Annotated in this window: 19 protein-coding genes; 16 read left to right on the top strand and 3 right to left on the bottom strand. The window is 62.9% G+C overall.

Features of this window, described 5'->3' with window-relative positions; translation table 11 throughout:
* Positions 1–62: 62 nt before the first annotated feature.
* Entirely contained in the window at positions 63–1,031 is a 969-nt protein-coding gene (locus H0241_RS18595; protein WP_181059103.1) for a LysR substrate-binding domain-containing protein, read from the bottom strand.
* A gap of 111 nt (positions 1,032–1,142) precedes the next feature.
* Here H0241_RS18595 and H0241_RS18600 point away from each other — a divergent pair, with 111 nt between their 5' ends.
* From H0241_RS18600 to H0241_RS18620, 5 genes are all read left to right on the top strand, one after another.
* Complete coding sequence (locus H0241_RS18600) at positions 1,143–1,976, top strand: hypothetical protein (RefSeq protein ID WP_181059104.1); 834 nt, start codon at positions 1,143–1,145, stop codon at positions 1,974–1,976.
* 49 nt (positions 1,977–2,025) lie between these two features.
* Positions 2,026–2,952, top strand: coding sequence for a DMT family transporter (locus H0241_RS18605; protein ID WP_181059147.1), 927 nt, complete (start codon positions 2,026–2,028; stop codon positions 2,950–2,952).
* On the top strand, positions 2,945–3,163 hold the full coding sequence (locus tag H0241_RS18610; protein WP_181059105.1) for a hypothetical protein: 219 nt from the start codon (positions 2,945–2,947) through the stop codon (positions 3,161–3,163). Before H0241_RS18605 ends, H0241_RS18610 begins: the two co-directional genes overlap by 8 nt.
* Positions 3,164–3,333: 170 nt before the next feature.
* The gene (locus H0241_RS18615; RefSeq protein ID WP_181059106.1) at positions 3,334–3,780 is read left to right on the top strand and encodes a MucR family transcriptional regulator; all 447 of its coding nucleotides are present in this window, start codon (positions 3,334–3,336) and stop codon (positions 3,778–3,780) included.
* 33 nt (positions 3,781–3,813) lie between these two features.
* Complete coding sequence (locus H0241_RS18620) at positions 3,814–4,230, top strand: hypothetical protein (protein ID WP_181059107.1); 417 nt, start codon at positions 3,814–3,816, stop codon at positions 4,228–4,230.
* Here the strand turns inward: H0241_RS18620 and H0241_RS18625 are convergent.
* On the bottom strand, positions 4,212–4,403 hold the full coding sequence (locus H0241_RS18625) for a hypothetical protein (protein ID WP_181059108.1): 192 nt from the start codon (positions 4,401–4,403) through the stop codon (positions 4,212–4,214). The two genes, H0241_RS18620 and H0241_RS18625, sit on opposite strands and share 19 nt — an antisense overlap.
* Positions 4,404–4,723: 320 nt before the next feature.
* On the opposite strand from H0241_RS18625, the gene H0241_RS18630 reads away from it, so the two are divergent.
* The 5 genes from H0241_RS18630 (at position 4,724) to H0241_RS18650 (ending at position 10,825) form a co-directional block, all read left to right on the top strand.
* The gene (locus H0241_RS18630; RefSeq protein WP_181059109.1) at positions 4,724–6,601 is read left to right on the top strand and encodes an ABC-F family ATP-binding cassette domain-containing protein; all 1,878 of its coding nucleotides are present in this window, start codon (positions 4,724–4,726) and stop codon (positions 6,599–6,601) included.
* Between the two features lie 186 nt (positions 6,602–6,787).
* Positions 6,788–7,183, top strand: coding sequence for a thioredoxin family protein (locus tag H0241_RS18635; RefSeq protein WP_181059110.1), 396 nt, complete (start codon positions 6,788–6,790; stop codon positions 7,181–7,183).
* A gap of 9 nt (positions 7,184–7,192) precedes the next feature.
* Positions 7,193–7,912 carry a cytochrome c biogenesis CcdA family protein gene (locus H0241_RS18640; RefSeq protein WP_181059111.1) on the top strand — a complete coding sequence of 240 codons (720 nt, stop codon included), beginning with the start codon at positions 7,193–7,195 and terminating at the stop codon, positions 7,910–7,912.
* A 223-nt stretch (positions 7,913–8,135) separates the two neighbouring features.
* Positions 8,136–8,624, top strand: a complete 489-nt coding sequence (locus H0241_RS18645) for a DoxX family protein (protein ID WP_181059112.1) — start codon at positions 8,136–8,138, stop codon at positions 8,622–8,624.
* Positions 8,625–8,716: 92 nt separating this feature from the next.
* Positions 8,717–10,825, top strand: coding sequence for a molybdopterin-containing oxidoreductase family protein (locus H0241_RS18650; protein WP_181059113.1), 2,109 nt, complete (start codon positions 8,717–8,719; stop codon positions 10,823–10,825).
* A gap of 14 nt (positions 10,826–10,839) precedes the next feature.
* On the opposite strand, the gene H0241_RS18655 is transcribed toward H0241_RS18650, so the two are convergent.
* Complete coding sequence (locus H0241_RS18655) at positions 10,840–11,343, bottom strand: Lrp/AsnC family transcriptional regulator (protein ID WP_181059114.1); 504 nt, start codon at positions 11,341–11,343, stop codon at positions 10,840–10,842.
* A 73-nt stretch (positions 11,344–11,416) separates the two neighbouring features.
* Here H0241_RS18655 and H0241_RS18660 point away from each other — a divergent pair, with 73 nt between their 5' ends.
* The 6 genes from H0241_RS18660 (at position 11,417) to H0241_RS18685 (ending at position 17,380) form a co-directional block, all read left to right on the top strand.
* Entirely contained in the window at positions 11,417–12,625 is a 1,209-nt protein-coding gene (locus H0241_RS18660) for a diaminopropionate ammonia-lyase (RefSeq protein WP_181059115.1), read from the top strand.
* A complete protein-coding gene (locus tag H0241_RS18665) occupies positions 12,622–13,848 on the top strand; it encodes a Zn-dependent hydrolase (RefSeq protein WP_181059116.1) in 1,227 nt (408 codons plus the stop codon). The genes H0241_RS18660 and H0241_RS18665 overlap by 4 nt, the downstream gene beginning before the upstream one ends.
* A 12-nt stretch (positions 13,849–13,860) precedes the next feature.
* The gene (locus H0241_RS18670) at positions 13,861–15,033 is read left to right on the top strand and encodes an amidohydrolase (RefSeq protein ID WP_181059117.1); all 1,173 of its coding nucleotides are present in this window, start codon (positions 13,861–13,863) and stop codon (positions 15,031–15,033) included.
* Positions 15,034–15,129: 96 nt separating this feature from the next.
* Entirely contained in the window at positions 15,130–15,933 is an 804-nt protein-coding gene (locus H0241_RS18675) for an agmatinase family protein (RefSeq protein ID WP_181059118.1), read from the top strand.
* Between the two features lie 63 nt (positions 15,934–15,996).
* A complete protein-coding gene (gene dapB, locus H0241_RS18680; RefSeq protein WP_181059119.1) occupies positions 15,997–16,764 on the top strand; it encodes a 4-hydroxy-tetrahydrodipicolinate reductase in 768 nt (255 codons plus the stop codon).
* Positions 16,765–17,143: 379 nt separating this feature from the next.
* On the top strand, positions 17,144–17,380 hold the full coding sequence (locus H0241_RS18685; RefSeq protein ID WP_181059120.1) for a DUF680 domain-containing protein: 237 nt from the start codon (positions 17,144–17,146) through the stop codon (positions 17,378–17,380).
* The last annotated feature ends 269 nt before the right edge of the window (positions 17,381–17,649 follow it).

The raw sequence follows: 17,649 nt of genomic DNA on the forward strand, positions 1-17,649 counted from the left end.
TTAAGATAGATACTCTTTGGTGGCGCGTTTCGCGTGGTGCTGAAGCGACAGGCATGGCGACCTCAGGCCATTGCCTGCCGGAGCACCGGGCCGCTGGCGATCTCGGCGTCCAGTTGGCACTGCGTCAGCGCTGCCTCGGCCATGATCCACTGCTTGAACAGGTCCACCTTGCGCGCGTAGAGCGCGGTGACCGGGCTGACGAAATACCAGCCGGCGGTGTTGGGGTGATGCACCGCGAACGGCGCCACCAGCCGCTCGGCGCGGATGTCGCTCGCCATATAGGCGCGGTTGGCGACCGCAAAGCCCATGCCGGCATTGGCCGCCTCATAGGACATCATGCAGGAATCGAAATAGATGCTCTTGGCCTCGCCGAGCACCGAACTCGCGCCGGCAAAACCCAGCCACGACTGCCAGTTCTGCGTGCAGGTGTCGGAATGCAGCAGCGTGAAATGCCTGAGGTCGTCCGGCGTCACCTTTGACAACGGCTTGTCACCGAGAATCTCGTGGAACAGCTTCCTGTTGCATACCGGCGTCAAATCCTCCTTGAACAAGAGGTCCGCCGCCAGGTCCGGAAAGCTGCCGTCTCCGTAGCGGATCTCCAGGTCGAACTCGGAGGTGGCGAACTCATTGGTGGCGTAGGAGGTCGAGACCCGCATCTCGATTTCGGGATATTGCCGCTGGAACAGCGGCAGGCGCGGAAACAGCCAGCGCGCGGCGAAAGTCGGCAGCACCGAAATCTTCAGCACATGCGCCTGCGACTGTCCGGTCGCTTCCATGCTGGCCGCCACGATCCGCTCCAGCGCCTCGCGAACGCGCGACACATAGGTCTCGCCCTCGGGCGTCAGCGAAACCGCATTGCCGCCACGCTGGAAGATCTTGAAGCGCAGCTGGTCCTCGAGGCTTTTGACACGCTGGCTGACCGCGGAAGCAGTAATGAACTGCTCTTCGCCGGCGCGCGTAAAGTTACGGTGCCGGGCGGCACTTTCCACAATCTTCAGCGAATTGAGGTTGACCTGACTGAGCAGACGCACGCGTTTCGACCTTAAGCTGGGCTTACACTAGCACCAGCATTCCTAATTTTACAGGGGTGGGGAAATTAATCGACTGTTTACCAAGTGATGCCCCCACCCTGGAGAAGTAGAATGAACGCCCATACCATTCCCGATTTGCGCTATGCGATGAGCCGTGAGGCCATTATCGGTCACGAGACAGCCTGGAAAGTGTCGAGTTTTGGCGTAGCGCAGTATCTGCACGGCTACGACCCGGCGTTGCTGGCGGCGATCGAGGAGGCGGCGTTGAAGCTCAAGTCCAGCCACGCCGTGCACAAGCATCTCGATCTGACCTTCATCACCGGCGCCGATCGCTTCATTCCGGAGATCAAGGAACTCCTGCATGACAAGCTGCGCCTGGAACGTCTGTCCGATATGATGGGCACCAAGCTCGAACCGTACCCGCTGTCGATCGTCGGTTCGACCGTCACTTTCATGAATCCCAAGGACGGCGCCGTCGATTGGCATTGCGACGGTGTTCCGGTCACCGAACTCATTCCGCTGTCGATCAGCAATCCGCTGGTTGGCGGCCATCTCGAAATCTACTGCGATGATTCCGAGACCGGCCGCGCCATCCTCGAATCCGGCCGCGAGATCCCGCGCAACCGCATCATGCGAATCGACCACAAGATAAACTACGCGACGCTCGGGCAGTTTCTTGGCGTTCTGCACCGGACGGCACCGATCCAGTTCGGTGAGCGCGTCACGCTGGTGCTCAACCAGCGCTCGGTGGCCAAGCCCTATGTCGATGACAACCGCATGTTCTATCTCGCCGCCGACAATGATCATGATCGCGAATGGGTCAACGAGTTGGCCGAAGACGTCTGGACAAACCAGCTGCCGGCCTATCGCCGCTTCGAGGAAGAGCGTCCGGTTGCGGCGGCGGCCGATGCGCCGTCCCCGGGCGGGTCAAGGGAATCATGGTAGCCTGAGCATAGAAGTGGACACCGGTTTGACCGTCGGTTCGGAAGAAATCATGGTCGGCAATGGAAACAGGGCGCCATCCCGGCGGTTCCGGGATGGATCGGGCTCGCCATCGGCCCTGGTCTTCGCCGCCGGCGCGGTCGCCCTGTGGTCGACCAACGCGCTGGTCGGCAAATCCCTGCTGGCCAGCCATCCGGTGTCGCTCGTGCAGTTGCTGCAGTTTTGCGGAGCGGCACTGGTGTTCGCCGTCATCCATCTGGCGAGCCGCAAGAACGCGGCGCCGGAAAACGCAGCCACAGGCGCTCGGTCGATTGCGGTCGGCATCATCGGCCTGGTCGGCACCATGGTGCTGCAATACATCGCCTTTGCCTCAATGCCGGTGATCGAGGCCAATCTCGTCGCCTACACCTGGCCGCTGATGGTCGCGGCGGCGGTCATCGTGCTGGGCAAGCCGCAACGCCCTGTGCTCCTCGGCTCGACTGCCGTGCTCGGTTTTGTCGGCGTGGCGCTGGTGATCTCGGGTGGCCGCGGCCAGCCTTTTCTCCAGGGCAGCATCGTCGGCTATCTAGCCGCCTTCGGCTCAGCACTGTGCATGGCGTTCTATTCGATCGCGGTCGCTCGCCTGGCCACACCGTCGGAGCGTTTGCTTTTGCCTTCGGCACTGGTCGGCGTCGGCCTGACCTTGCTGTGGTGTGTTCACGACGGCGCGGCCTGGCCAGCTGGCGCGGACCTCCTGCTTGGCCTCTATCTCGGCGCCGGTCCGATGGGTCTGGGCTATTATTTCTGGTCGCGCGCCTTGAAGCTCGAAGGCGGCGGCAAGGTTGCGGTTGTCGCCTATCTGACGCCGATCGCCTCGACGCTGCTGCTGACGATGTCCGGTGAAACGCTGACGCTGACCGCGATTGCCGGTGCGGTACTCGTCATCGGTAGTTGCATTGCGGTGGGCATAGAACGCTCGGAGGCTGAAAACCATGCTTGACGACGATGAACGCCTCGCCAGACAGGAAGCATTCTGGCTGATCAAGGAGTTCGGCGCCGAAGCGCCGCTCTATGCCGCGATGAAGGCCGAGAAGGCGATAGAGCAGAAGGATTTCGGGCGGTGCGCCCGCTGGAAACGTATTCTAGAGATATTGGCCGACTCCAGACCCGTTAGCTCGGCAAGGGCGAAATCGGCCGCTTCGAAGTATTAGATTTTCTAATTTGCAACTTTGCAACCTGATGTGGAAACATCCTCCTGCACTGATTCTTGATGATTTACTGACGCTTAACGACCCGCTGGGGGGGTGCTGTTAAGTGGATACATCGAGAACACTCTTCAAAAAAAAGCCGGCAACTGCATCACCGGCGGGAGAAAAACAAATTGCAAACTCTCGACAACAAGACTGCTATTGAACTGACCGCCGACATTGTATCGGCCTATGTCGGCAACAATCCACTGCCGGCTTCTAGTCTACCGGATTTGATCGCAAGCGTCAGCGCATCGGTTCGCAAGTTGGGCAATGCTGCTGCCGTGGAGAGCCCTGCGCTTAACCCGGCCGTCAATCCGAAGCGTTCGGTGTTTCCCGACCACATCGTCTGCCTCGAGGATGGCAAGAAATTCAAGTCGCTGAAGCGTCACTTGATGACCGACCATGGCCTCAGCCCGGACGAGTATCGCACCAAATGGAGCTTGCCGTCGGACTATCCGATGGTGGCGCCGAACTATTCCGCGACCCGTTCGGCATTGGCCAAATCCTCGGGCCTCGGCCGCAAGCCGGCCGTTCCGGCCGTTGCGGCCAAGGTGACGAAGCGCAAGCCAAAGGCCTGACCGCAGGAGCGGTTCCAACCGAGGGACCGGCCATTGATCCCTGGCGAAAATGCTTCCGCAACCCTGCCGGCGCGCCATCATCTTGTCGCGCTCGGCTGGCTGCGGGAGCGGATCCTCGGCCAGACCGCCGTCGATCCGCGCCAGGGCGTCGAGGCACGCCATGCCCTGTTGTCCCTGAAGCACGATTGCGAACAGTGGGGTCGGGCCTTCGCAAAAAGTCCCGCTCGATCCAATGTCATACAACTCCATCCCGGCTCAACCGGGATGGGACACATTCCAGACAGGCCGGACGCCGCGATCCTGGCCGCGCTCGACATGTTGAATGTCTTCGAGCGCGCAATCGTCGAAAGCCACGACCAGCTCACCGTCGAAGCGCTCCGGCTCAACTGCCTGGACGCGCTCGACCGCCTTCTGCAACGCATTCAACCGGATCACTCCGGCGGCGTCTGACTTTCCGTCCGTCCTGCATCTTGCTCGGCGGCCAGATTGTCGGCTTCGATGGCCGTCATTTCCAGAAAATAGACCAACATGTGATAACGCGTCTGCGAAAGCATCCTCGCCAATTTCCGCGTAATTTCGGCGACATATCTTAAGACGCGTAGATCGTTTTCGGCCCTTTCCATCGTAAGCTCCTGACCGTCAAATTGTTTTTGGCGCCCCTCAAAGTCGACTCACGGCGCGATTACATGTTCACAGCATTGATAAGAAAATTGAAGTCAATTTTCTGACAGCGTGATGCTTGGACTAAGCGATATAACGCATTGCTTATGCCTCCGCCGAGACCCTCCTTCGGCTACGCCGCCGGGCCGGCGCGAAAGAGCGCTGTCCGTGCCCGCACAACAGCCTGCGATGGTACGCCACCTCGTGCGGTTTTCGCGTCAGATCGTGCCAGCCGACCCCCAAGCCCTTGCGAAGCGCCGGTGTCCCGTGCAAAAGCGCGGCCATGCTTATCATCAACGATCTTTCGCTCCGCATGGCCGGACGCTTGCTTCTCGATCATGCCTCGCTGACCTTGCCAGCCGGCACCAAGGCCGGCCTCGTCGGCCGCAATGGCACCGGCAAGACGACCTTGTTCAAGGCCATCACCGGCGATTTCCCCTCCGAGACCGGCTCGATCAGCCTGCCCAAGAACACTCGCATCGGCCAGGTGGCGCAGGAAGCGCCGGGCACCGAGGAGCCGCTGATCGAGATCGTGCTCAAGGCCGACCTCGAGCGCACCGCGCTGCTTGAAGAGGAAAAGACCGCCACCGACGCGCACCGCATCGCCGACATCCACATGCGGCTGGCCGACATCGACGCGCACTCAGCCGAGTCGCGCGCGGCCACCATTCTTGCCGGTCTCGGCTTCGACGACGCCGCGCAGCGCCGCCCGGCCTCGTCCTTTTCCGGCGGCTGGCGGATGCGCGTGGCGCTCGCCGCGGTGCTGTTTGCCGAGCCCGATCTTCTGCTGCTCGACGAGCCGACCAACTATCTCGATCTCGAAGGCACGCTGTGGCTGGAAAACTATGTGTCGAAATACCCGCACACCGTGCTTCTGATCTCGCACGATCGCGACCTGCTCAACCGCGCCGTCAATTCCATCGTTCATCTCGACCAGAAGAAGCTGACCTTCTGGCGTGGCGGCTACGACCAGTTCGAGCGCCAGTACACCGAGCAGAAGGAATTGCAGGAGAAGGGCCGCGTCAAGCAGGAAGCCGCGCGCAAACATATGGAGTCCTTCGTCGAGCGCTTCCGCGCCAAGGCTTCCAAGGCGAGGCAGGCGCAGTCGCGCATCAAGGCGCTGGAGAAGATGAAGCCGATCGCCGCGATCGTGAACGACACGGTACGGCCCTTCTCCTTCCCGGAGCCGGTCAAGACCGTGGCCTCGCCGATTGTGGCGCTCAATAACGTCAATGTCGGCTACACCGAGGGCCGGCCGATCCTGAAGAAGATGACGCTGCGCATCGACGCCGACGACCGCATCGCACTGCTCGGCGCCAATGGCAACGGCAAGTCGACCTTCGCCAAGCTGCTCTCGGGCCGGCTGAAGCAGGAAACCGGCACCATGACGGTGGCGCCCGGGCTGAAGGTGGCGATCTTCGCCCAGCACCAACTGGATGATCTGAGACCGGACGAAAACGCCTATGAGCATGTCCGCCGGCTGATGCCGGAAGCGCCGGAATCCAAGGTCCGCGGCCGTGTCGCCCAGTTCGGCCTGACCACAGAAAAAATGAACACCGCCGCCAAGGACCTGTCGGGCGGCGAGAAGGCAAGGCTTTTGATGGGTCTGTCGGCGTTCGAAGGGCCGAACCTCTTCATCCTCGACGAACCGACCAACCATCTCGACATCGACAGCCGTGAATCCTTGATCCATGCGCTGAACGAGTTTCCCGGCGCCGTCATCCTGATCTCGCACGACCGCCATCTTCTGGAGGCGACCGCCGACCGGCTGTGGCTGGTCAAGGACGGCGCGGTCAACCCGTATGATGGCGACCTTGAGGACTACAAGACGCTGGTCACCGGTGTGTCCGGCGACCGCCGCGGCAAGCGCGAGGCCGAGAAGGCATCAAAGGCCGATCGCCGCCGCGATGCAGCGGCGCGCCGCGCCACCTTCGAACCCCTGGCCAAGGAAATCCGCGCCACCGAGGCGCTGATGGACCGCATCCGCAAGCGCATCGACCTGATCGAGGACGAACTCGCCAATCCGGCCGTCTACGAGAAGGATCCGTCGACGGCGACCCGGCTCGCCAAGGAGCGCTCACAGCTGGCACAGCAGCTTGCCGGCCATGAGGAGAAATGGCTGACCATGTCGGCCGAGTATGAGGAAGGCACGGCGGAGTAGGACGGCTGCGTTCTCCGTCGCAACGGAAGTGGTGCTCTTATCCAGATACCAGGCGCGGCGCGCTACTCCTTGCTCCTGCGGTAACATGACCGTGAGCCTGTAACGGCTGGCTCGTGTGATGCGAATAGCAGACTGTGACGTCATGCTGGGCTCGCGTGCCTTGCCACCGCTTTCGGGAGCAGAAGAATGTTCGACCGCCGTATGTTTCTCATCGCCCTTGCCGCCGTCTCGAGCATCGCCTGCGCCCCCGCGGCACTTGCGGCCGACCACATGGCCTACACCCAGCAGGCATTCGATGAGGCGCAGAAAGCGGGCAAACCGATCCTGGTCGAGATCACAGCCTCGTGGTGTCCAACCTGCAAGGCGCAGAAGAAGGTGCTTGGCCAGTTGCTGCCGATGGCAGAGCATGCGGATCTGGCCGTGTTCGAGGTGGATTTCGATTCCCAGAAAGACATTGTGCGTGCCTTCGGCGCGCAGATGCAGAGCACGTTGATTACCTACAAGGGCACGAAGGAAGTAGGCCGGCTGGTCGGCGTCACCCAGGCGGATGCCATCAAACGGTTGCTTGACACCACGATCTGAGCGACGGCGATGCTGCTTGGCTTTTTCTTCTCGTTCCTGGCTGGTGTGCTGTCGACGCTGTCGCCCTGCGTGCTGCCGCTGATCCCGATTGTGCTCGGAGCTGCTGTCAGCCAGCATCGTTATGGGCCCGTTGCACTTGCAACAGGGCTGGCCTTGTCGTTCACGGTTATCGGCTTGTTCGTCGCCACAATCGGTTTTTCCATTGGCCTGGACGGTGGTGTGTTTCGAAGTGCTGCCGCCATGCTGATGCTTGTCCTTGGCGCCATACTGGTTGTGCCTGCCCTGCAGGCGCGGGTCGCGCTGGCAGCCGGACCGGCCGGGAACTGGGTTGAGCAACGGTTCGGAGGCTTTTCATCCATCGGCCTGTGGGGGCAATTCGGCGTCGGTCTGCTTCTGGGCGCGGTATGGAGCCCCTGCGTCGGGCCGACGCTCGGTGCGGCTTCCGTCCTTGCCGCCCAAGGACACGACCTTGGTCAGGTCGCGGCCACCATGGTCGTGTTCGGCATTGGCGCCGCAGTGCCGTTGCTGATCCTCGGCACGCTGTCGCGCGAAACCTTGCTGCGCTGGCGCAGCAGGATTGCGGAGGCCGGCGGTGGCATGAAGATAGCGCTTGGCATCGTTCTACTGCTCACGGCGGGCGCGATCCTGTCGGGTTTCGACAAGGCGCTGGAGACCGCGCTGGTCAATGCGTCGCCCGAATGGCTGACGGCTCTGACGACGCGATTCTGAAGCGCTGCTGCCAAGGAGCGCCCGCAACTGGCACAGCCGCCTGGGCCTTCACTTACCATCGATGCTTGTCCGCGGCGCGGCGGTCACGTTGCCGTGAGGCGGTAACGTGGGTCCGCCGGAGCGCGAATACCGAACTGTCCATGAGGCTATAAGCCACGCCAATCGTGCCGGTTCCTCGGCAAGATCCTCCAAAGCCAGATCTCACAAAGAAAGTGTCCCCAGCATGCAATTTTCCGGATTCCTCTCAAAAGTCGCCCTGTTTTCGGCGCCACAAACCGTTGCCGCATGGGCACCGGTGCCGATCCGGTTGATCGTGGGTTTCGGTTTTCTGGCGCATGGCTACGCCAAGCTCAGCCGGGGGCCGGAAACCTTTGGCGCGGTGCTGGACACGCTAGGTGTTCCCCTGCCACAGCTGCTGGCCTGGCTGACGACGCTGGTCGAGCTTGTCGGAGGAGCCGCCGTGCTGGCGGGTGCCTTCATTCCATTGGTCAGCGTGCCGATGGCCATCGTGCTGTTGTCGGCGCTGTTCACTGTGCATGCGCAGTATGGGTTCTTTTCGGTGAAATTCACCGAAGTGACCGCTGACGGTATCAAATTCGGCCCAGTCGGCTACGAGATCGTCCTGCTCTACCTCGGCGGCCTTGCAACGCTCGCCATCGGCGGACCGGGCCGTCTGTCGCTCGACGCGGTGTTGCGACGGCAACTGAGTTAGGCGTAGTTTGACCGCATCATGTGACCGTCAAGCGCATCGATGGCGTGTAACTGGCCCTACACGTCGCCGTCACAAACGGTTAATTTGGCCCCATGAACCAACACGCCAAGCTTCGCATCGGCCATTCGGCCTGTCCGCATGATTGTCCGTCGACCTGCGCACTCGAGGTCGAGCTGCTCGACGGCAACCGCATCGGCCGCGTCCATGGCGCCAAGGCCAACACCTACACATCGGGCGTTGTCTGCGCCAAGGTCGCCCGCTATGCCGACCGCGTCCATCACCCCGATAGGCTGCTGAAGCCAATGGTGCGCGCCGGCGCCAAGGGCGACGGCATCTGGAAGGAATCCAGCTGGGAAGCGGCGCTCGACCTCGTCGCCGAAAAATTCATCGCGGCCGAGGAAAAATACGGCTCGGAGACCGTCTGGCCTTATTACTATGCCGGCACGATGGGTCTGGTGCAGCGCGATGGCATCGACCGGCTGCGCCATGCGAAAAAATACTCCGGCTTCTTCGGTTCGATCTGCACAAATCTGGCCTGGACCGGCTGGATGATGGGGGCGGGTGCCTTGCGCGGTCCCGATCCGCGCGAAATGGCGAAATCCGACTGCGTGGTGATCTGGGGCACCAATGCAGTGGTCACGCAGGTCAATGTCATGACCCACGCCATCAAGGCACGCAAGGAACGCGGGGCGAAGATCGTCGTCATCGACGTCTACGAGAACGCGACGATGAAGCAGGCCGACATGGGCCTGGTGCTGAAGCCCGGCACCGACGGCGCGCTGGCCTGCGCGGTGATGCATGTGCTGTTCAGGGAAGGCATGGCCGACCGCGCCTATCTCGAAAAATACACGGACGATCCCAAGGGGCTGGAAGCGCATCTGGAGACGCGCACGCCACAATGGGCCGCCGCCATCACCGGCCTTACCGTCGCCGAGATCGAGGCCTTCGCATGTTTGGTTGGCACGACGAAGAAAACCTACTTCCGCCTCGGCTATGGCTTTGCCCGCCAGCGCAACGGCTCGGTCAACATGCATGCGGCGTCCTGCATCGCCGCCGTCACCGGCGCCTGGCAATATGAGGGCGGTGGCGCCTTCCATTCCAATTCCGGCATCTTCAAGCTCAACCAGGATGTGCTTGAAGGCACGGCGATGCGCGATCCCTCGATCCGCTATCTCGACCAGTCGCGTACCGGCCCGGTGCTGACAGGTGCCGCGGACGCGCTCTATGGCGGTCCCCCGGTGACGGCGATGCTGATCCAGAACACCAATCCGGCCAATGTCGCGCCGGAGCAGCGGCTGGTGAAGCAAGGGTTTCTACGCGACGACCTGTTCACTTGCGTGCACGAGCAGTTCATGACCGACACGGCCAAGCTCGCCGATGTCGTTTTGCCGGCAACGATGTTCCTGGAGCATGACGACGTCTACAAGGGCGGCGGCAACCAGCACATCACGCTCGGTCCCAAGCTGATCGAGCCGCCGGAAGGGCCGCGCACCAACCATTTCGTCATCGAGCAGCTGGCCGAACGTCTCGGCGTCGCCGACCGGCCGGGCTTTGGTCTCACCGAGCAGCAGCATATCGACATCATCCTGGGCAAGCGCGGGCTAGGCAGCTTCGCCAGCCTGAAGGAAGACAAATGGGTCGACCTGCAGCCGGATTTCGAGGCGGCACATTTCGTCAATGGCTTCGGTCATGCCGACAAGAAATTCCACTTCCGCGCCAACTGGAGCGGGCAGGCGGCGCCCAACCGGCCGCCGAAAAGCATGGGCCTGTTCGGGCCGGTGGCCGAGCTGCCGGAATTTCCCGACCATGTCGACCTGATCGAGGTGGCGGACGCCGAGCATCCGTTCCGGCTGACGACATCACCGGCGCGCAACTTCCTCAATTCGACATTCTCGGAAACGCCGGTGTCGAAAGCCAAGGAAGGCCGGCCGGAACTCCTGCTGCATCCGGACGACGCCACAGCCCTTGGATTGGGCGACGGCGACCGCATCGAGGTCGGCAACCGGCGTGGCGAGGTGGTGCTGCACGCAAAACTGTTCGACGGCCTCAAGCGCGGCGTGGTGATCGCCGAGGGCATCTGGCCGAACAGCGCCCATGAGCGCGGCGAAGGCATCAATGTGCTGACCGGCGCCGATGCGCCCGCGCCCTATGGCGGTGCGGCCTTCCACGACAACAAGGTCTGGCTGCGGCCGGCCGACTGAGACCGGCTGGCCTACTACGGCAGGGGCACCGTCAGGCCGACCTTGACCCGGTCCATGGCCACGAAGGTGCGGAATTTTCGGACATTCTTGCTGTCGAAGAACAGTTTGCGCGTCAGCGCCTCATAGGCGCCCATGTCAGCCACGGTGATGACCAGGATGAAGTCGGCCTCGCCGGTGACGTAGTAGCATTGTTGCACTTCGGGCGCCGCCGAGAATTGCCGCTTGGCCGCGTCGATCAGGTCTGAGCGTTCGCTCTCCAGTTCCACCTCGACGAAGATGGTGATGGGCTGGCCAACCGCCGCCGGCTCGACGACGGCGACATTGCTGGCAATGACGCCGGACTGTTCCATGCGCTTGATGCGCCGCTGCACCGCTGGCGCCGACAGGTTGACGGCTTCGCCGATCAGCCGCTGCGGTGTCGTATTGTCCCTTTGCAGGATGGCAAGGATGGCGAGGTCGAAGCTGTCGAGTGAGGGCAATGCAGCCAATGGAGGGATCCCGGCGAAACAAACTTGCATTCTGAAGTGCCAATTACAGCGCTCTTTGCGTCTCCGCTGCAATATGATTTCGTCACACCCAAGGAGGCCGCCCGTGTTCCTGCTCAACAACAATGCCTTGCACCGCCGGCCGCTCGATCCGATCGATGCCGAAACGCTGGGGACCGCCGGCGCCGACACAGTCGAACGTTTTCTGGCCCATCGCGACAATCACCTGGCAACGCCATTGCATGCCTTTCCGGCGCTGGCCGGCGAACTCGGCCTCGGCGCCATCCACATCAAAGACGAAGGCTTTCGCCTCGGCCTCGGCAGCTTCAAGGCGCTGGGCGGCGCCTATGCCGTCTTCCGTCTGGTGCTGGAGGAGGCCGAACGCCGGCTCGGCCGACCGGTCGATGTGGCCGATCTCGATCGGCCTGACGTCCGGGCCGTTGCAGCCGGCATGACGGTCGCCTGCGCCACCGATGGCAATCATGGTCGCTCGGTTGCGCAAGGTGCGCAGCTTGTCGGCGCCAAGGCGGCGATCTTCGTTCATGCCGGCGTCAGCGAAGAGCGCATTGCGGCGATAGCCCGCTATGGCGCCGAGATAATCCGCGTCGACGGCAACTACGACGACTCGGTGAGGCAAGCTGCCGAAGTATCCGCCGAGAAGGGCTGGACCGTGGTGTCCGACACCTCCTGGCCGGGCTATGAGCGCATCCCCGGTCTCGTCATGCAGGGCTATACGGCGATCGTGCGCGAAGCCTTGCGTCAGTTGCCACAGCCGCCAACCCATGTCTTCGTGCAAGCCGGTGTCGGCGGTATAGCTGCCGCGGTAGCAGGCCATCTCGCCATCGTGCTTGGCGAGGCCAGGCCGACATTCATCGTGGTCGAGCCGGCCCGCGCCGCCTGCGTTGTCGCGGCCGCCCGGGCAGGCCGCGTGGTCAAGGTCGCGCACGATCAGCCGACGGTGATGGCGATGCTGGAATGCTATGAGGCCTCGCCAGTCGCCTGGCGCGTGCTGGCGCGTGTTGCCGATGCCTTCATGACGGTGGACGAGGACGAGGCCGTCGCGGTGATGCGCCGGCTGGCGCGGCCGGCTGGCGGCGATCCGGCGATCGTGTCAGGCGAAAGCGGCGGCGTCGGCCTTGCCGGGCTGATCCGGGCAGTGACCGACAACAGCGCCGCTCTCGGGCTCGACGGCCAATCGCGCGTGCTGCTGATCAACACCGAAGGCGCCACCGATCCGCATCGCTATACCGAGCTGGTTGGGCAAAGCCCCGCCGATGTGCTGGCGGGCAAAGTGCCAGTCGGGGCATTGTCATGATCGGCGTCGATGCAGCGCGTCTGCTTGGCCGCATCCGTGAGCTTGGTTCCGTCGGTCGTGACGGTGAGGGCAGGTTGATCAGGCTCGCCGCCTCCGACACCGACAGGCAGGGCCGCGACCTCTTTGTCGGCTGGCTTCGGCAGGCCGGGCTCGATGTCGCCATCGACCGGGTCGGCAATATTTTCGGCATCTGGCAAAGCCCCGACAATGCCGGGCAGGCGCCGCTGCTCATCGGTTCGCACATCGACACCGTCATCGATGCCGGCATCTATGATGGCTGCTACGGCGTGCTGGCCGGGCTTGAGGTGATCGAGACACTGAAGGCGTCGAGCTTTTCGCCGTCGCGCCCGGTCGCGGTTGCCGCTTTCACCAATGAGGAAGGCGTGCGCTACACGCCCGACATGATGGGGTCGCTTGTCCATGCCGGTGGCGCGAGCGCCGACGCGATGTTGGCCGCTGTCGGAACGGATGGCAGCGTGCTGGGCCAGGAACTTGCGCGCATCGGTTATGCCGGCGACCGCGAGCCCGGTTTCCTCAAACCGCGCGCCTATCTCGAACTGCATATCGAACAGGGGCCGGTGCTGGAACGCGAAGGCGTGCCGATCGGCGCGGTCGAGAATTTGCAAGGCATCTCCTGGCAGCGCATCACCATTGATGGCGCCGCCAACCATGCCGGCACCACGCCGATGTCGATGCGCAGCGATGCCGGCCACGCCGCCGCTCGTGTCATCACCTTCCTGCACGACCGGGCCACGGATTCCAACGGGCCGACCGTGGCTACTGTCGGCACGATGCGCTTCGAGCCGAATGCCATCAACGTCATCCCTTCGCGCGCTATCTTCACCGTCGATCTGCGTGACCCCAACGAACAGAGTTTGCAGGCGCATGAGGCAGCCCTTGCCGCCTATCTCGAAGACCTTGCCGTTTCGGAGAACGTATCGATCTCGGTCGAACGGCTGGCGCGATTCGAGCCGGTGCTGTTCGACATCGGCATCGTCGAGCGGATCGAGGCGGCAGCCAAAAACCGTGGTCTCGCTGTGAGGCGCATGACCTCCGGCGCCGGCCATGATGCGCAGATGATGGCCCGCATCGCGCCGGCGGCGATGATCTTCGTGCCCAGCGCCGGCGGCATCAGCCACAGTCCGCGCGAACATACCGAAGATGCCGAGCTTGTCGCCGGCGCCAACATCCTGCTTGATGTCGCCACCCAGCTTGCAAAATAGGTCGGGGAGAATATGGCTGAGCTCGATCATGATGTGCTGAAGCGGGAGATGACCGGCTGGCGTCGTGATTTGCACGCGCATCCCGAGTTCGGTTTCGAGGAAAAGCGCACAGCCGCCTTCGTCGCCGCCAAGCTGCGTGAATTCGGGCTGGACGATGTCACCGAGGGTGTCGGCGGCACCGGCGTTGTCGGCACGCTGAAGCGCGGTAGCGGCAACCGGGCGATTGCGCTCAGGGCCGACATGGACGCGCTGCGCATCACCGAGCAGTCGGGGGCCGCCTATCGATCGCAGAACCCCGGCATCATGCATGCCTGCGGCCATGACGGCCACACCACCATGCTGCTCGGCGCGGCAAAGCTGCTGGCCGCCGAGGGCGGTTTCGACGGCACCGTGCGCTTCATCTTCCAGCCGGCCGAGGAGTGGGGCAAAGGTGCGCTCGCCATGCTCGACGACGGCCTGATGCAGCGCTTTCCCTTCGATGAGATCTTTGGCCTCCACAACATGCCGGGCCTGCCCATCGGCCATTTTGAAACCCGTGCCGGCCCGTTCATGTCGGCGGAGGACAATTTCGAGATCGTGCTCAAGGGGATTGGCGGCCACGCGGCGCGGCCGCATTCGGGCAACGAGACGCTGGTTGCCGCCTGCGCCCTGGTCACCAATCTGCAGACCATTGTTTCGCGCCGGCTGAGCCCCGCCGACATTTCGGTGGTTTCGGTGACCGAGTTGATCACCGACGGAACCCGCAACGCACTGCCTGGTCTCGCCCGCATCCTCGGCGACGCCCGCAGCTTTCGGCCCGAGGTCAGCGCCGAGATCGAGCGCCAGATGCGGGTCATCGCAGCGGGTACGGCTGCCGCCTACAATGTCGCCGTCGAGGTCACCTACACCAGGGAGTTCGTGCCGCTGCAAAATGATGCCGATCTGGTCGATGAGGTCTTTGCTGCGGCAAGACACGTGCTGACCAATGACGCAGTCGGCGTCGCGGCGGAGCCGATGACCGCCTCGGAGGATTTCGCCCGCTTCCTCGATCACGTGCCGGGCTGCTTTGTCTTCCTCGGCAATGGCGAGGCGTCGGCGCCGCTGCACAATTCCAGCTACGACTTCAATGATGAAGGGCTGCTGCACGGCACCGATTTCCATGTCGCGATCGTCAGGCAACGGTTGGGCGGCGCGGTCGGGAAATGACTACGGCCTAACCGCGCTGCTGGCCCAAGCGGCTACGGTATCGCCAACCAGCTCCCGGGTTTAGGGAGATTGCCTGTTGCCGGAGATCGCACGCCAATGGCCAGGGTTTCGCTTCTGGGAATACCGCATGACGAGAACTCGTCCTATCTCAAGGGCGCGGCCGCAGCACCGGCCCTGATCCGGCGCGAACTCAAAAGCGACGCCCACAGTTCGTGGAGTGAGACAGGCTTCGATGTGGCGGACAGTTTTCTCGACCATGGCGACATCGATTTCACACGCGGTGGCGACCCGTGGGAGCGGATCGAGGCCGAGGTCGGTCAAGCGCTGGATGCCGGCCTTCCGCTGATCAGCCTCGGCGGCGACCATGCCATCGCCTGGCCAGTGCTGCGCGCCGTGCGCCGCCGCCACCCCAAACTGACGATCGTCCAGATCGACGCCCACCCCGATATCTACGATGCCTATCAGGGCAACAAGCGCTCGCACACCTCGTCCTTCGCGCGCGTCCTGGAGGAGGGACTGGCCGACCGGCTGATCCAGATCGGTTTGCGTACCCTGAACGACGAGCTTCGCGATCAGCTCGGGCGCTTCGGCGTCGAGGTGATCGAGGCGCGCCATTTCAGCGAGGATCGGCGGCTCGACCTCAAGACGCCGGTCTATCTCTCGGTGGATCTCGACGGCCTCGATCCGGCCTGTGCGCCCGGCGTATCGCACCGCGAACCCGGTGGTCTTACAACCCGGCAAGTGATCGGCCTGATTCAGCGGATCGACCAGCCCATCGTCGCAGCCGATGTCGTCGAATACAATGCAAGCCAGGACGTCTCCAACCTGACGGCGCTTGTCGCCGCCAAGCTGGTGAAGGAAATCGCTGGAATGATGATCAAGATGCATGGCGGCGGTTGAATCAATCTGGCAAGGCGACATGCCAGACCATTGTTCGGTAAAGCATTTCCAACGAAAGCCGCCATGCCGCATCCAGTGAAGATTGCCATAGCCGGTGCCCTCGGCCGTATGGGCAGGCAGATGGCGCTGGCCGCTGAGGCCGATCCTCGGCTGCAACTCGTTGCGCGATTCCATCGGCCGGGCAGCGCCGGCGAGGGTCTGGTCCAACGTGACGAGGCGCTGGCGCTTGCCGATGTCGTCATCGACTTCACCACGCCGGCGGCCTCCGTTGATCTTGCAAAAGCCTGCGCCGCGCGCGGCGGCCCGGCGCTGGTCATCGGCTCGACCGGCTTCGAGCCGGCCGAGCTCGCCGCCATCGCTACCGCCTCGAAGTCTGTCGCCATCGTGCGTTCCGGCAGCTACTCGCTTGGGCTCAACATGCTGACCGGCCTGGTCGAACAGGCGGCGCGTGCGCTTGGTCCCGACGCCGACATCGAAATCCTGGAAGCGCACCACCGCTCCAAAGTCGATGCGCCGTCGGGCACGGCGCTGATGCTGGGCGAGGCGGCCGCGCGGGGGCGCGGCGTCATCTTGGACGATGTGGCAAAGCGCACCCGCGACGGCGTCACAGGTCCGCGCCCTGTCGGCGAGATCGGCTTTGCCGTGCTGCGCGGCGGCAGCATCGTCGGCGAGCACAGTGTGAGCTTGCTGGCCGAGGGCGAGACGCTCACGCTCTCCCATTCAGCCGGCGACCGATCGATGTTCGCGCGCGGCGCGATCGCGGCGGCACTTTGGGTCGCCCGCCGTCCGCCCGGCGAATACGACATGCGCGACGTGCTTGGTTTCGCGTGACCGGCATTGCCGAGCGTCCGAATGAACATTCACGCGCGCTTATCAGCCGTTGAGCCGTCTAATCAGTTGATCCGCTGAAGAAGCCGAACCGATAGTTCGATTTCATTGATGGATTGTACAACGACCGGTGAACGCCGCTTGGCGGAGCGCCAAGCCTGATTTGTCGTGCAGCAAGTTAACTAATTGATATAATTATAAAAAATTTATCGAGCTGCGTCATTTGATTATTTTCAAGATCGAACCGAACGGTTCGGTTCGCAAATTTTTGTGATTGGTAATGGCGACAAAGCAGTCCCATTTCGGGGTGGTCCGAGCGACGCGAATTCCTCCCAAGGCCACGCCACTTGACGGACAGAACTTAAAATCTGGATTACCTAAAATGACCAAGATCGCTCTTACCGCTGCTGCCATCCTCGTTGCCACCGGCTCCGCTTTCGCAAGCAGCGACCACTACGGCTCTGACGGTGTTAACCAGCCGGCCGTGACCGCTTCCGCTGGCAGCAAAATCGACCACAGCTACACGGCCTCCATCCACAAGCCGGCCAGCTTCGGCGGCTTCACGATCAAGCCGGACTCGAACCAGCCGCAATCCGGCCAGGGCATCTGGGGCCGTTGATTTCCTGAGAAATCGTCGACCACAAAGAGCGGTGGGCTTGGCCCGCCGCTCTTGTTTTTTGTGCAGCCGGCTTGCGTCCGCGAGGGCCTGAATCAATTAGGCAGCAATCTGTTCTACCTTCTTGTTTGCACGTCATCTTTTTGGCCAAGCTTCGCGATCTTCGTTCGCGACCGGCCCGATCCGTCTCCTGAAATTCGAGAAAGAAGCGCAGCGTCCGGGAATAAAGCCTCGCCGCTGGAGGTTTGTGGCGGGAGTGGGGCCATCCTCCC

The organism is Mesorhizobium neociceri, assembly GCF_013520985.1.
GTDB lineage: Bacteria > Pseudomonadota > Alphaproteobacteria > Rhizobiales > Rhizobiaceae > Mesorhizobium > Mesorhizobium neociceri.